The sequence below is a fragment of the Streptomyces sp. NPDC031466 genome (assembly GCF_055581265.1).
Map to the genome: position 1 here is coordinate 44,637 of NZ_JBVIJT010000010.1, position 13,018 is coordinate 57,654.

General features: G+C 71.6%; 14 protein-coding genes. 5 read left to right on the forward strand and 9 right to left on the reverse strand.

Translation table 11 applies throughout. The annotated features are described in order from the left end of the window. Positions 1–73 precede the first annotated feature (73 nt). A complete protein-coding gene (locus ACZ5GP_RS24765; RefSeq protein ID WP_468752918.1) occupies positions 74–1,342 on the forward strand; it encodes an MFS transporter in 1,269 nt (422 codons plus the stop codon). Here ACZ5GP_RS24765 and ACZ5GP_RS24770 read toward each other — a convergent pair. Beyond that, entirely contained in the window at positions 1,308–2,561 is a 1,254-nt protein-coding gene (locus ACZ5GP_RS24770; RefSeq protein ID WP_468752919.1) for a metallophosphoesterase, read from the reverse strand. The two genes, ACZ5GP_RS24765 and ACZ5GP_RS24770, sit on opposite strands and share 35 nt — an antisense overlap. A gap of 138 nt (positions 2,562–2,699) precedes the next feature. Between ACZ5GP_RS24770 and ACZ5GP_RS24775 the strand changes: the two genes are divergently transcribed. Further along, positions 2,700–2,954, forward strand: a complete 255-nt coding sequence (locus ACZ5GP_RS24775) for an SCO4848 family membrane protein (RefSeq protein WP_468752920.1) — start codon at positions 2,700–2,702, stop codon at positions 2,952–2,954. Here ACZ5GP_RS24775 and ACZ5GP_RS24780 read toward each other — a convergent pair. Together ACZ5GP_RS24780 and ACZ5GP_RS24785 are read right to left on the reverse strand one after the other, a co-directional pair. Next, a complete protein-coding gene (locus tag ACZ5GP_RS24780) occupies positions 2,921–4,639 on the reverse strand; it encodes a recombinase family protein (protein ID WP_468752921.1) in 1,719 nt (572 codons plus the stop codon). The two genes, ACZ5GP_RS24775 and ACZ5GP_RS24780, sit on opposite strands and share 34 nt — an antisense overlap. After that, positions 4,636–4,875, reverse strand: coding sequence for a hypothetical protein (locus ACZ5GP_RS24785; RefSeq protein WP_468752922.1), 240 nt, complete (start codon positions 4,873–4,875; stop codon positions 4,636–4,638). Before ACZ5GP_RS24785 ends, ACZ5GP_RS24780 begins: the two co-directional genes overlap by 4 nt. Here ACZ5GP_RS24785 and ACZ5GP_RS24790 point away from each other — a divergent pair. Beyond that, positions 4,808–6,070, forward strand: coding sequence for a D-alanyl-D-alanine carboxypeptidase family protein (locus ACZ5GP_RS24790; protein WP_468752923.1), 1,263 nt, complete (start codon positions 4,808–4,810; stop codon positions 6,068–6,070). The genes ACZ5GP_RS24785 and ACZ5GP_RS24790 overlap by 68 nt on opposite strands. On the opposite strand, the gene ACZ5GP_RS24795 is transcribed toward ACZ5GP_RS24790, so the two are convergent. Genes ACZ5GP_RS24795 through ACZ5GP_RS24810 form a run of 4 tightly spaced genes read right to left on the reverse strand, consistent with a single transcriptional unit; the run spans position 6,015 to position 8,908 of the window. Then, complete coding sequence (locus ACZ5GP_RS24795; protein ID WP_468752924.1) at positions 6,015–6,956, reverse strand: YihY/virulence factor BrkB family protein; 942 nt, start codon at positions 6,954–6,956, stop codon at positions 6,015–6,017. The genes ACZ5GP_RS24790 and ACZ5GP_RS24795 overlap by 56 nt on opposite strands. Next, positions 6,944–7,438, reverse strand: a complete 495-nt coding sequence (locus tag ACZ5GP_RS24800) for a GtrA family protein (RefSeq protein WP_468752925.1) — start codon at positions 7,436–7,438, stop codon at positions 6,944–6,946. The genes ACZ5GP_RS24795 and ACZ5GP_RS24800 overlap by 13 nt, the downstream gene beginning before the upstream one ends. Continuing rightward, the gene (locus tag ACZ5GP_RS24805; protein WP_468752926.1) at positions 7,435–8,394 is read right to left on the reverse strand and encodes a decaprenyl-phosphate phosphoribosyltransferase; all 960 of its coding nucleotides are present in this window, start codon (positions 8,392–8,394) and stop codon (positions 7,435–7,437) included. The genes ACZ5GP_RS24800 and ACZ5GP_RS24805 overlap by 4 nt, the downstream gene beginning before the upstream one ends. After that, a complete protein-coding gene (locus ACZ5GP_RS24810) occupies positions 8,387–8,908 on the reverse strand; it encodes a phosphatase PAP2 family protein (RefSeq protein WP_468752927.1) in 522 nt (173 codons plus the stop codon). The genes ACZ5GP_RS24805 and ACZ5GP_RS24810 overlap by 8 nt, the downstream gene beginning before the upstream one ends. A gap of 192 nt (positions 8,909–9,100) precedes the next feature. Between ACZ5GP_RS24810 and ACZ5GP_RS24815 the strand changes: the two genes are divergently transcribed. Together ACZ5GP_RS24815 and ACZ5GP_RS24820 are read left to right on the forward strand one after the other, a co-directional pair. Then, positions 9,101–10,480, forward strand: coding sequence for an FAD-binding protein (locus ACZ5GP_RS24815; RefSeq protein WP_468752928.1), 1,380 nt, complete (start codon positions 9,101–9,103; stop codon positions 10,478–10,480). A 13-nt stretch (positions 10,481–10,493) separates the two neighbouring features. Continuing rightward, complete coding sequence (locus ACZ5GP_RS24820; RefSeq protein ID WP_361085704.1) at positions 10,494–11,249, forward strand: decaprenylphospho-beta-D-erythro-pentofuranosid-2-ulose 2-reductase; 756 nt, start codon at positions 10,494–10,496, stop codon at positions 11,247–11,249. 82 nt (positions 11,250–11,331) lie between these two features. Here the strand turns inward: ACZ5GP_RS24820 and ACZ5GP_RS24825 are convergent, their stop codons facing one another. Together ACZ5GP_RS24825 and trpS are read right to left on the reverse strand one after the other, a co-directional pair. Next, a complete protein-coding gene (locus tag ACZ5GP_RS24825) occupies positions 11,332–11,913 on the reverse strand; it encodes a 2'-5' RNA ligase family protein (protein ID WP_468752929.1) in 582 nt (193 codons plus the stop codon). Positions 11,914–11,992: 79 nt separating this feature from the next. Beyond that, positions 11,993–13,006: a tryptophan--tRNA ligase gene (trpS, locus tag ACZ5GP_RS24830; protein ID WP_468752930.1), complete on the reverse strand. Its 1,014-nt coding sequence runs from the start codon at positions 13,004–13,006 to the stop codon at positions 11,993–11,995. Positions 13,007–13,018: the final 12 nt, after the last annotated feature.

Here is a 13,018-nt window from a genome sequence, read left to right on the forward strand (position 1 = left end):
GGACCCTACCCCCGACGCTTCGGCGCCAGATATTTCGTTGACGAATAGTTCGGCACCGAAATATCGTCCGGCCATGCCGCTGCCTCGTCTCCGTGCGCATCCGCTGCTGCGCAACCGCCCCTTCCGGCTGCTCTTCCTCGGCCGGACCCTGTCCCTCGCCGGTGACGCCGTCGTCCCCGCGGCCCTGACCCTCGCCGTGCTCCGCGCCACCGGTTCCACCTCCGCGCTCGCCCTGGTGCTCGGCTGCGCGATGGGGCCCCGGCTGCTCCTGCTGCCGCTCGGCGGGGTCGTCGCCGACCGCTTCGACGCCCGTACCGTCGCCCTGCTCACCGACCTGGTGCGCGCCGCCACCCAGCTCTTCGTGGGCGTCGAACTGCTCGGCGGCGAACCCCGCCTGTGGCACATCGCGGCGGCCGAGGCCATCGGCGGCGCCGCCTCCGCCTTCGCCATGCCGACCCTGCCGCGGCTGCTCACCGGAACCGTCGCCGAGAAGGACCGCCACGGCGCCAACTCCCTGATCGGCGTGGTCAGGAGCGGCACCGCCCTCGCGGGGCCCGCCCTCGCCGGCCTGCTCATCGCCACGGCCGGCCCCGGCTGGGCCTTCGTCGTCGACGCCGCCTCCTTCACCGTCAGCGCCTGCCTCCTCGCGGCCGTCCGCGTCACCTGCGCGACCCCGGTGGGCCCGCGCCACTCCCTCGCCAAGGACCTGGTCGAGGGCTGGCAGGAGGTACGGCGCCGCGACTGGTACTGGACGAGCCTGGTCGCCCACGCCGCCTGGAACGGCGCCGCCGCCGTGCTGATGACCCTCGGCCCGGCCCTCGCCGTCGCCGAACTGGGCGGCGAGGAGGTCTGGATCGGCATCCTCCAGGCGGGCGCGGTCGGACTGCTGCTCGGCTCGCTGCTCGCGGGGCGGGCCCGGCCCCGGCGGCCGATCCTGACGGCCAACCTCGGCCTCGCGACCTACGCCCTGCCGCTCGCCCTGCTCGCCGCCGAGGCGCCCGCGCCCGCCGTCATCGCCGCCTACGGCCTGGCGCTGGCCGGACTCGGCTTCCTCAGCCCTGTGTGGGACACCTCGGTGCAGGCGGTGATACCGGCCGCGGTGCTGGCCCGCGTCACCTCGTACGACTGGCTGCTCTCGATGGCCGCGATGCCGCTCGGTTATGTCCTCGCGCCGCTCATGGCGGGCGCCTGGGGCACCGGGCCCCCGCTGTGGACCGCGGCGGCGGTCGTGGCGGTGGCCTGCGCGGGGACGGCGGCGGTGCCGGGCGTGCGCCGGTTCGCCCTGCCCACCGTGCCGCCCCACCCCCTCACGCGTGGCGCGACGCCAGTTCCACCACCGTGATGTCGGACGGCGCCCCGACCCGCACCGGCGGCCCCCACGCGCCGGCGCCCCGCGACACGTACAGCTGGGTGTCGCCGTAGCGCTCCAGGCCCGCGAGCGTCGGATTGGCCAGGTCCGCCACGAGGTTGCCGGGCCAGAGCTGGCCGCCGTGGGTGTGGCCGGAGAGCTGGAGGTCCACGCCGTGCTCGACGGCGTCGTGGATGACGACCGGCTGGTGGGCCAGGAGCACCGAGGCCCGTGCACGGTCCCGGTCACCGAGCGCCCGGGCGAAGTCGGGCCCCTCGCCCTCGCTCTCCCCGGCCACGTCGTCGACGCCGGCGAGGTCGAACCACGGCAGTTCCGTACGGGCGTTGCGCAGCGGGCGCAGGCCCAACTCGCGGAAGTGGTCGACCCACTGGTCGGCGCCGGAGAAGTACTCGTGGTTGCCGGTGACGAAGTACGTGCCGTGCCGCGCCCGCAGCCCGGCGAGCGGCGCGGCGGCCGGGCCGAGGTCCTGGACGCTGCCGTCCACCAGGTCGCCGACCACGGCGATCAGGTCGGGCTGGGTGGCGTTGACGGTGTCGACCACACGGCGGGTGAAGTCGCGCCCGAGGATCGGTCCCAGGTGGACGTCGCTGACCACGGCGATCCGGAACCCGTGCGCCGCGCGCGGCAGTTTGGCCAGCGGCACGGTGACCCGCTGCACGCCGGGCCCGCGCAGCACGCCGTACGTCCCGTGGCCGACGGTCCCCACGGCGGCGGCCGCGACGGCGCCCCCGACGACACGGGAGACGAAGAGACGGCGGGAGGCCGCCTGTTCGGAGCGGCCCGGTCCGTCCCTGTCGGAGCGCTCCGGAACGTCTTTCTCGCTGAGGTCTCGTACGCCTTCCCCGGAGAGGCCGCGTACGGCTTCCGGACGCGGGCGTTCCACCCACCGCCGCGCCAGGGGGCGCAGCAACTCGGCCGCGAGCAGGGCGAGCAGCAGGTAGAGGGAGAGCGCCAGCCACAGGTAGCCGGGCCAGGCCAGCACCCGCTGGAGCGGGAAGGGCGCCCCGGCCCGCCCGCTGACGAGCGCGGCGAACATCAGCAGCGGGCCGGCGACGAAGACGACCGTGCCCGCGCGGCGGGCGGGGCCGGGCCCGGCCGTCGTGTCCCGCACCAGGCGGCGCCACGCGTACCGGTGGAAGCCGGCGACGGCCGCGAGGACGGCGAGACCGATGAGCACCCCCACCACGGCCACGGCTATGAGGCGCGGCGCAGAGCGCGGACGCCACGCAACCCGATGGTCCCCACCACCGGCACCCCCGATGCCAGGGCGCCGAGCCGCGAGTAGGACACTTGCGGGGCACGGCTCCCCCGCACCAGAGGACACCACTCCATGAAGCTCAGCCGTCCCGTCTCTTGGTTCCTGCTCGCCTTCGGCGTGTGGTCTTGGGTGGTCTGGACGACCTTCGTGAAGAACTTGGCCAAGGATGCGAGCGGGCTCGCCTTCGACAACGGCAGTCCCACGGCCTACTTCTGGGTCCACCTCGCCTTGGCCATCACGTCGTTCATCCTAGGCACGGGCGTTGGTGTGATCGGCTTTCGGGGTCTTCGCGCTCACGCGAGGGCATCCCGCTCCGGTTCGAGCTGACGCCAGTGCACCGTGATCCGTTCCTCGATCGGGATGAGCTTCCTCGTCTCCGGGTCGCGCCCCCGCCCGATCCGGACGCCTGACAGGAAGCAGCCGAGAAACTCTCGTCGCTCGAATACGTCCCATGAGCCCCATGGCGATTTGGGCCCCACCGGGTCTTCCCCGGGTTCGAACCATGCAGCGGGTACCTCGATCGCAGCTTGGATCTTGCCGTCAAGTTCAGCGATCTTGGTCGTGCACTCGCCCTCGTAGGCCCGGTATTGCTCCATGGTGGCCCGCCACGTGGCCAATTCGTCCCGCCCTCGGTAGAACCCGCCTTTGCGGTCCGCCTGCAACTCCGCGATGGACCGCTGCACATGGTGCAAACGAGCCACCACTTCGCGGCGTTCCTCCCGTACTCCGGCCAATTCTTTCTGCCCCGCGTGGCGCAGTGCGGCCGCAGCGACCCAACCGCGGTCAGTTTCATCTTCCATGTCGGCAGCGATCAACCGTGCCCAGACCTTGTCGGCAACGTAATTGTCCGCCTCTTCGCGCTTGACGGACAGTCCGCCGTGCCCCTTGGGATTCGCGCACATGTAATAGTCCTGCCCACCGTTGTTTTTGGCCTGCCCAATGGACCCGGTACAGATACCGCATGTCGAGAAACGCCACCCGGAAAGCAGTCGTGGCGTGGTTTCCTCGTTCCCTGGTTTCCGGTTGGCGTTGCGTTTCTTGCGGCGCTCTTGCAGCTCAAGCCACTTCGCGCCTGTAACGATCCCCCTGTGCGGCGCCAGGGGCTTGCCGGCAGCATCCTGAGCGACGACGTTTTCGTACGCCTTCCCCCGCTTCACCCGCTCGCTTGCGAAGCCACCAATGGCCGGGTGATTGATGATCCATCGCACAGTCTGGGCACGCCACCGGACAGGGCTGTCCTCATCCGACACGCGGCGCTTCTTGATGGACGCGATTCGCTTCTCAGTGGCGCGCCGCTCGGCGTTCCCGGGTGCGGGAATCTCTTCGTCCTCAAACGTGGTCGCAATCTTGTTGTCCGCGATCCCGTTCCAGCTCATCTCAAGCATGCGCTCGACGATGGCGACATGTTCCGGGTTGTCCTCGTCGGGCTCAAGCACGGAGACGACGAGGTTGCCGATCTTCTCGCGGACGGCGCGCATGCCATAGGGAGGAGAGCTCGAGTGCCGCCCGCCAACGGCCTTGATCTCGTCCTTCGCACCCTTGAGCCGCTCGGCCTTGATGTCGCTGTCCTGTTTGGCGAGTGCCGCGATCAGGGTGAAGATCGCGACGCCGATCGCGTTGGACGTGTCGAGGAACGGCTCAAGCACGGACACGAAGCGCACCCCGTGTTTCTTGAACTCACTGTCGATCTCCAACGCGTCATGCGCGCCCTTGCGGGTCAGCCGACTCAACTCGTTGACGACCACCGCGTCGACCTCCCCCGCGCGGACAGCGACCATGAGTTCTTCGAACCCCGGGCGTACGGCGTTGGAGTCCCATCCGGAGCGACCGACGTCCTTGAACCGATGGACGACCTGCCAACCACGACCATCCGCCAGTGCCGCTCCGGCGGCAAGCTGCGCTTCGGGGGATGCCTCGGACGAGTCGGGACGGGCTTTGGACTGTCGGGCGTAGACCGCAACCCTCACGGTGTCCAAACGCTCTTCTGAAGGGAGGGCGACGAATGGCGTCATGCGCTGTGACCTGTGCCTTCTCCGGGCTCCGGTGTCCTGATGGTTAGTTGCTTGTGAAAGGTAGTCCAGATGAACCAGCTCCACGCCCCGAATGCGAGCAGGAACCAAGCGAGCAGGAACCAGGAGTCGGCGGTGGGGCCCGTGAACCCGCCCTGTACGTTCTCGTCCGTGCCCGTGTCGAAAAAAGCCGCCCTGTTGCTCGCCTCCGCGACCCTGTTGACGATGTCCGCGACCACCCCCGCCCTCGCGGACGAGGAGCCCGGCGACAAGGATCAGCCGAAGCCGCCCGCGGCGATGTCGAGCGTCGGCGGCGCCTTGCTCGGCAAGCCCGGCACCCAGGTGAAGCTCAAGGCGGGCGCCCCGGTGCTGCCCAAGGAGCTGTCGGCGCGCTCCTGGATCGTCTCCGACGCGGAGTCGGGCGAGGTCCTCGCCGCGCACAACGCGCACTGGCGGCTGCCCCCCGCGAGCACCCTGAAGATGCTGTTCGCGGACACGGTGCTGCCGAAGTTCCCCAAGTCGCAGCAGCACAAGGTGACCCTCGCCGACCTGGAGGGCATCGGCGAGGGCAGCAGCATGGTGGGCATCAAGGAGAACGAGACGTACTCCGTCCACGACCTGTGGCTCGGCGTCTTCCTGCGGTCGGGCAACGACGCGGTGCACGTCCTGTCGGCGATGAACGACGGCGTCGCCAAGACCGTCCAGGACATGCAGAAGCACGCCGAGGACCTCCAGGCACTCGACACCCACGTGGTCTCGCCCGACGGGTACGACGCCAAGGGGCAGGTCTCCTCGGCGTACGACCTGTCGCTGTTCGCCCGCTCCGGGCTGCAGAAGAAGGACTTCAGGGAGTACTGCTCGACGGCCACCGCCCAGTTCCCCGGTGAGACCAAGAAGATCACCAAGGGCAAGGACAAGGGGAAGACGAAGCGCGAGTCCTTCGGCATCCAGAACACCAACCGGCTGCTCACCGGGGCCATCGGCATCAGCCCCTACAAGGGCATCGCCGGCGTGAAGAACGGCAGCACCACCAACGCGGGCAACACCTTCACCGGTGTCGCCGAGCGCGACGGCAAGGTGCTGCTCGTCACCGTCATGAACCCCTCCTCCGGAGAGGCCCACGCCGTCTACAAGGAGACCGCGCGGCTCTTCGACTGGGGCTTCGCGGCCGCGGGCAAGGTCGACCCGGTGGGCGAGCTGGTCGCCCCCAAGGGTGCCGCGGGGTCCGGCAACGGCGCTCCGGGCAGCGGCGGCGACGGCAAGAACGGCGCCGCCGCGAACATGGCGCACGGCTCCGACGGTGGGTCGAGCGGCATGGGCGTCGCCCTGGGGGTGGCGGGCGGTCTGGTCGTGGTGCTGGGCGCGGGCGTCTTCCTCGTCAGGCGCCGGATGCCGCTTCCGGGCCAGGCCGGGCGTCCCCCGCGCCGGAACTGACGGCGGAGGTCTCCTCGTCCGTCGCGGCACCCGTCCGCGCCGCTCTCCGCGTCGCCGTCCAGGCGGCGCAGAACAGCAGCAGCTTCGCGGTGAAGTTGATCCACAGGAGCAGCGCGACGGGCACGCCGAAGGCGCCGTACATGCTCTTGGCGGCGACGCCCTTCATGTAGCCGCCGAGGAGCAGTTTGAGCAGCTCGAAACCGGCGGCGCCGATCAGTCCCGCGATGACGAGGTCGCGCCGGTGCGGCTGGACGCCGGGCAGCAGCGTCAGGACGTAGAGCAGCAGCAGGAAGTCGGCGAGGACGGCGATCGCGAAGGCGACGGCCTGGAGCAGGACCGTGCCCCAGCCCGTCTCGTCCACGCCAAGGAGGTCGGCGGTCCAGCCGACGGCGGTCGAGGCGAGCGCGGAGGCGGCGAAGGAGGCGAGGCCCGCGCCGCCGAGCCCGATGAGCACCCCGGCGTCCTTGACCTTGCGCAGGACGGGGTTCTCCTCCTCGTCCTCCAGTTCCCAGACGGCCCGCAGGCACTCCCTCATCGAGCCGACCCAGCCGATGCCGGTGAAGAGCAGCAGGGCGCCGGCGACGAGGCCGACGGTGCCGGCGTTGGCGACCAGGCCGTCGAGGTCCAGTTGGTCGGAGATGCCGGGGACCTGCTCGGTGAGCTTGTTCTCCAGGGTGTGCTGCTGCTTGGTGGTGAGGGTGGCCGCGGCGATCGCGGCGGCCACGGTGAGCAGCGGGAAGAGCGCCAGGAAGCTGATGAACGTCATGGCGGCCGCGAGGCGGCTCCAGTGGACCGTGTCGAGCCGTTCGTACGAGCGCCACGCGTGCGTGCGCATGCCCTTCTCGGCGATCGGCCCGATGCCGGGCAGTTTCTTCAGCCAGTCCATGTCGCCTCCGTGCCTGCTGTCCTGTCCGAAGTCGTGCCCGAAGTCCCGCCCGCCACGCGGAACACGAGGGTCCGGGTTCCCCAGAACCGCAGCACGGTGGCGAGGGCCATGCCGATCCCGGCGCCCGAGACGGTGTCGGCCCGCTGCGAGGTGAGGCCGAGCCCGTAGTGGGAGACGGCGATGCACAGCAGCTGGACGAGGGCGCCGGCGATGTTGACGGCGAAGAACACCGCGTACTGGCGCAGCCGCGGCACCCCGGCGGCCCTGCGCCGGTAGGTGCCCAGCGCGTTGCCCGCGTACGCCACCGAGCAGCCCGCCACGAAGGAGAGCGCCTTGGCGCTCAGCGGGTCGAGGCCCGCGGGCCCGCGCAGCCAGACGAACAGGGCGAGGTCGGCCGCGTACGCGCAGATCCCGGCGGCGGCGAAGCCCAGCAGTTCGGGTCCGAGCGCCCGCAGCCGCCCGCGCGGGGAGTGCGCGTTCACCAGTCCGCGACCGCGAGCCCGTACATCGCCAGCCACACCAGGCCGATCACGGCGAGTGCCCTGTCGCGCAGGACGACGTCCTCGGGCTCGCCGGCGGTGCCCCGGTCGGCGAAGACGGCGTAGCGCAGGATCGCGAGGATGAAGGCGGTCACGGACAGCTGCCGCCAGGGCAGCAGGCTGCCGCCGGTGGTGCTGCCGCCCTCCTCCATGGCCCACAGGCAGTACGCGAGGACGGCGACCCCGGCGGCGAGCTGCCACACGAAGCGCAGGTAGCCGGTGGTGTATTCGGTGAGCAGCGCGCGTGTGGCGCCCGGTCTCCCGGTGGTGGCGGCCATCTGGACGGCCTCGGAGTAGCGCTTGGCGGAGACCATGAAGAGGGCCCCGAAGCCGGTGGTGATCAGGAACCAGCGCGAGAGCGGGATGTCGAGGGCGAGGCCGCCGATCATGGCCCGCATCAGGAAGCCGGTCGTGACGATGGTGAGGTCGACGACGAGGACGTGCTTGAGGCTGACGCAGTAGGCGAGTTGCATGCCGACGTAGGCGGCGAGGAGCGCGGCGGTCAGCGGGGTGCACAGCAGGGCGGCGGTCACGGGTGCGAGGACCGCGAGGCACCCGCCGACGGCGTAGGCGACGGGCACCGGCACCTGCCCGGCGGCGACCGGCCTGCGGCACTTGGTGGGGTGGGCGCGGTCGGCGTCGGCGTCCCGTGCGTCGTTGATGAGGTAGACGGCGGACGCGGCGGCCGTGAACAGCACGAAGACGAGGGAGAGCCGGGTCAGGGATTGGCGCGAGAAGAGTTCGCCCGCCGCGGCGGGGGCCGCGACGACCAGGATGTTCTTGACCCACTGGCGGGGCCGTGCGGTCTTCAGGAGGCCGAGGGGCAGGGCGAGGGGGCCCGGGCGCGCGGGCCGGTGTGGGCGAGGGTGCTCCAGGACGGTGGAGATACGTTCAGGCATCGCGGCGGCCCCCGTTCATCCAGCCGGTCCCGGCGCGGGCGGTGAGCGCGCCGAGCACGGCGCCCGCGGCCACGTCCGAGGGGTAGTGGACGCCGACGACCATGCGGGAGACGCACATCGCGGCGGCCAGCGGGGGCACGAGGCGGGCTCCGGCGGGGCGCAGCGCGCCGTAGGCGACGGTGGCCGCGGCCGCCGAGGTGGCGTGCGAGCTGGGGAAGGAGTGCCGGCCCGCGGTGCGCACCAGGGGTTCGGTGCCGGGCCGCCCCGCAGGGCGCGGGCGGCGCACGATCCGCTTGAGGCCCATGCTGGCCAGGTGGGCGGCGGCGGTCAGGGCCGCGCCGCGCAGCCAGGCGGCGCGCCGCTCACGGTCCACGGCGGCGCCCGCGAGCCCGGCGGCGATCCAGAGCGCGCCGTGCTCGCCGCTCCAGGAGAGGGCGCGCGCGGCGGTGGCCACGCGCGGGTCGGTGCCGCAGTCGCGCAGGGCCGACAGCAGCCTGTGGTCCATGTCGTGCATGTGGCCTCTTTCGAAGACATCCGAAGAGATGCGGGGGCCGGGCGGGTTCGGGGGCCGGGCGTCTCGACTCTTGTAGCCAACCTTCAAATAATTCCGGCAATGTTGTGATGACACTCCCTCAATCACCCATTTCGGTGAGAGAGCGGATGATTTATGCCGAACTATCCTCAATCGGACGCTACGGTCGGTGCCATGGCTGCCGACTCCCCCGCCCTGACGCCCTTCGAGGCCGTGTCCGTCTCCGGCTGGGGCCGCACAGCCCCGACCACCGCCCGGCTGGTCAGGCCCCGCACCCCCGAGGAGGCCGCGGCCGCCGTGCGCGACTGCGGCGAGCGCGGCGGCATCGCCAGGGGCCTGGGCCGGGCGTACGGCGACGCGGCACAGAACGCGGGCGGCGACGTCTTCGACATGACGGGCCTGGACCGGGTGCGCGCCATCGACGCCGACGCGGGCACGGTCGTGTGCGACGCGGGGGTCTCGCTGCACCGCCTGATGGAGGTGCTGCTGCCCCTCGGCTGGTTCGTGCCGGTCACCCCGGGGACCCGCTATGTGACGGTCGGCGGGGCCATCGGCGCCGACATCCACGGCAAGAACCACCACGTCTCGGGCTCGTTCTCGCGCCACGTCCTGTCGATGGACCTGCTCACCGCGGACGGCACGGTCCACACCCTCGCGCCCGGCACCCCCCTGTTCGACGCCACCGCGGGCGGCATGGGCCTGACCGGCGTGATCCTGTCGGCGACGGTCCGGCTCCAGCCCGTCGAGACGTCCCTGATGAGCGTGGACACCGAACGCGCCACCGACCTCGACGACCTGATGGCCCGCCTCACCGCCGGCGACCACCGCTACCGCTACTCGGTGGCGTGGATCGACCTCCTCGCGCGCGGCAGCGCCATGGGCCGCTCGGTGCTGACCCGCGGCGACCACGCCCCGCTGGCCGCCCTGCCCGCCCGGGCCCGCGCGCGCAGGGCCCCGCTGGCCTTCCGCCCGGGGCAGCTGCCCGCCGCCCCCTCCTTCCTGCCGGAGGGGCTGCTGGGCAAGGCCTCGGTGGGCCTGTTCAACGAACTCTGGTACCGCAGGGCGCCCCGCTCCCGCATCGGCGAGCTGCAGAAGATCTCCACCTTCTTCCACCCGCTGGACGGCGTCCCGCACTGGAACCGCGTCTACGGCCGCAGCGGCTTCGTGCAGTACCAGTTCGTCGTCGGATACGGCAAGGAGGAGGCCCTGTGCCGCGTCGTGCGGCGCATCTCGGAGCGCGGCTGCCCCTCCTTCCTCGCCGTGCTGAAGCGCTTCGGCGAGGGCGATCCGGGCTGGCTGTCCTTCCCGATGCCCGGCTGGACGCTCGCGCTGGACATCCCCGCGGGCCTGCCCGGCCTCGGCGCCTTCCTCGACGAGCTGGACGAGGAGGTGGCCGCCGCCGACGGGCGCGTCTACCTCGCCAAGGACGCGCGACTGCGGCCCGAGATGCTCGCCGCGATGTACCCCCGGCTCGACGACTTCCGCGCCCTGCGGGCCGGTCTCGACCCGCGCGGCGTGTTCCGCTCGGACCTCTCGCGCCGCCTCGACCTCTAGGAGATCGGTACTCATGAAAGACGCCTTCGGCACCCCCCAGTCCCTGCTCGTCCTCGGCGGCACCTCCGAGATCGGCCTGGCCACCGCCCGGCGTCTGATCGCGCGCCGCACCCGCACGGTATGGCTGGCCGGCCGTCCCTCACCGGCCCTGGAGCAGGCCGCCGCCGGGCTGCGCGACCTGGGCGCGGACGTGCGGACCGTCGCCTTCGACGCACTCGACCCCGAGTCCCACGAGGAGCACCTCGGCAAGGTCTTCACCGAGGGCGACATCGACATGGTGCTGCTCGCCTTCGGTGTCCTCGGCGACCAGGCCCGCGACGAGGACGACCCGCTCTCCGCGGTGCGGGTCGCGCGGACCAACTACACCGGGGCGGTCTCCGCGGGCCTGGTGTGCGCGCGGGCCCTGCAGTCCCAGGGGCACGGCTCCCTGGTGGTGCTCTCCTCGGTCGCGGGCGAGCGGGCCCGCCGCTCGAACTTCATCTACGGCTCCAGCAAGGCGGGTCTGGACGCCTTCACCCAGGGCCTCGGCGACGCGCTGCACGGCACGGGGGTGCATGTGATGGTCGTCCGGCCCGGCTTCGTGCGCTCGAAGATGACGCGGGGCCTGGAGGAGGCTCCCATGGCGACCACTCCGGAGGCGGTGGCGCTGGCCATCGAGACCGGTCTGCGGCGGCGTTCGGAGACGGTGTGGGTGCCCGGGGCCCTGCGGGTGGTCATGTCGGCGCTGCGGCACCTGCCGAGGCCGATCTTCCGACGGCTGCCGCTCTGAGCGGACGGGCCGGCACGGCCGCGCGGGGCGCGGCCGCCCGGAATGCGACTGCTCGGCGCGCGTACGCCCGGCGCGCGTCCGCTCAGCGTGCGGGCAGTGAGCCGCGGGCGGCCGGGTAGGGCGACTGGGGCGGCACCACGGGACCGCCGAAGGCGAACTCGCGCAGCTTGCGCCAGATGCCGTCGGAGCCCTGCTCGTACAGCGCGAACCCGGTGCACGGCCACGCGGCCTCGTACTCCGAGAGCTCCGCGTACGCCCGGTCCATGGCCTCTTCGGCGATGCCGTGCGCCACTGTGACATGCGGGTGATAGGGGAACTGCAGTTCGCGCGCCATCGGGCCCGACGCGTCCCGCACCCGCTCCTGGAGCCAGGAGCAGGCCGCGCCACCCTCCACCACCTGGACGTAGACGACAGGGGACAGCGGACGGAAGGTGCCCGTACCGCAGAGGCGCATCGGGAAGGGGCGGCCCGCCGCGGCGACCGACATGAGGTGCGCCTCGACCGCGGGCAGCGCGGAGGCCTCCACCTCGGTCGGCGGCAGCAGGGTCACGTGCGTGGGGATGCCGTGCGCCGCGGGGTCCCCGAAGCCCGCGCGCCGCTCCTGGAGCAGGCTGCCGTGTGGCTCCGGGACCGCGATCGAGACGCCGATCGTTACGGTCCCCACGTCGTACTCCTGTCGTCCTGTCGTCGTGTTCGTCGTGTTCGTCGTGTTCGTCGTGTTCGTCGTGTCGGCGGGGCGGGGCTCAGTGCTTGGCGGGCAGGAAGCCCACCTTGTCGTACGCCTGCGCGAGGGTCTCGGCGGCGACGGCACGGGCCTTCTCCGCGCCCTTGGCCAGGATCGAGTCGAGTGTCTCCGGGTCGTCCAGGTACTGCTGGGTGCGGTCCCGGAACGGGGTGACGAACTCGACCATGACCTCGGCGAGGTCGGTCTTCAGCGCACCGTAGCCCTTGCCGGTGTACTTCTGCTCCAGTTCCGCGATACCGGTTCCGGTGAGCGTGGAGTAGATGCTCAGGAGGTTGCTGACGCCCGGCTTCTCCGCCACGTCGTAGCGGATCACGGTGTCGGTGTCCGTCACGGCGCTCTTGACCTTCTTGGCGGTGACCTTGGGCTCGTCGAGGAGGTTGATCAGGCCCTTGGGGGTGGACGCCGACTTGCTCATCTTGATCGACGGGTCCTGGAGGTCGTAGATCTTCGCCGTCTCCTTGAGGATGTACGCCGACGGCACGGTGAACGTCTGCCCGAAGCGGCCGTTGAACCGCTCGGCGAGGTCCCGGGTCAGCTCGATGTGCTGGCGCTGGTCCTCGCCGACCGGGACCTGGTGGGCCTGGTACAGCAGGATGTCCGCGACCTGGAGGACCGGGTAGGTGAACAGGCCGACCGAGGCGCGCTCGGCGCCCTGCTTGGCGGACTTGTCCTTGAACTGCGTCATGCGGGAGGCCTCGCCGAAGCCGGTGAGGCAGTTCATCACCCACGCCAGCTGGGCGTGCTCGGGGACGTGGCTCTGGACGAAGAGCGTGCAGCGCTCGGGGTCGAGGCCGGCGGCGAGCAGCTGGGCGGCGGCGAGGCGGGTGTTGGCGCGCAGCTCGGCGGGGTCCTGCGGCACGGTGATCGCGTGCAGGTCCACCACCATGTAGAAGGCGTCGTGGGACTCCTGCAGCGCCACCCACTGGCGCACCGCGCCGAGGTAGTTGCCGAGGTGGAACGAGCCGGCGGTGGGCTGGATCCCGGAGAGCACACGAGGACGTTCAGAGGCCATGCGGCCCATTCT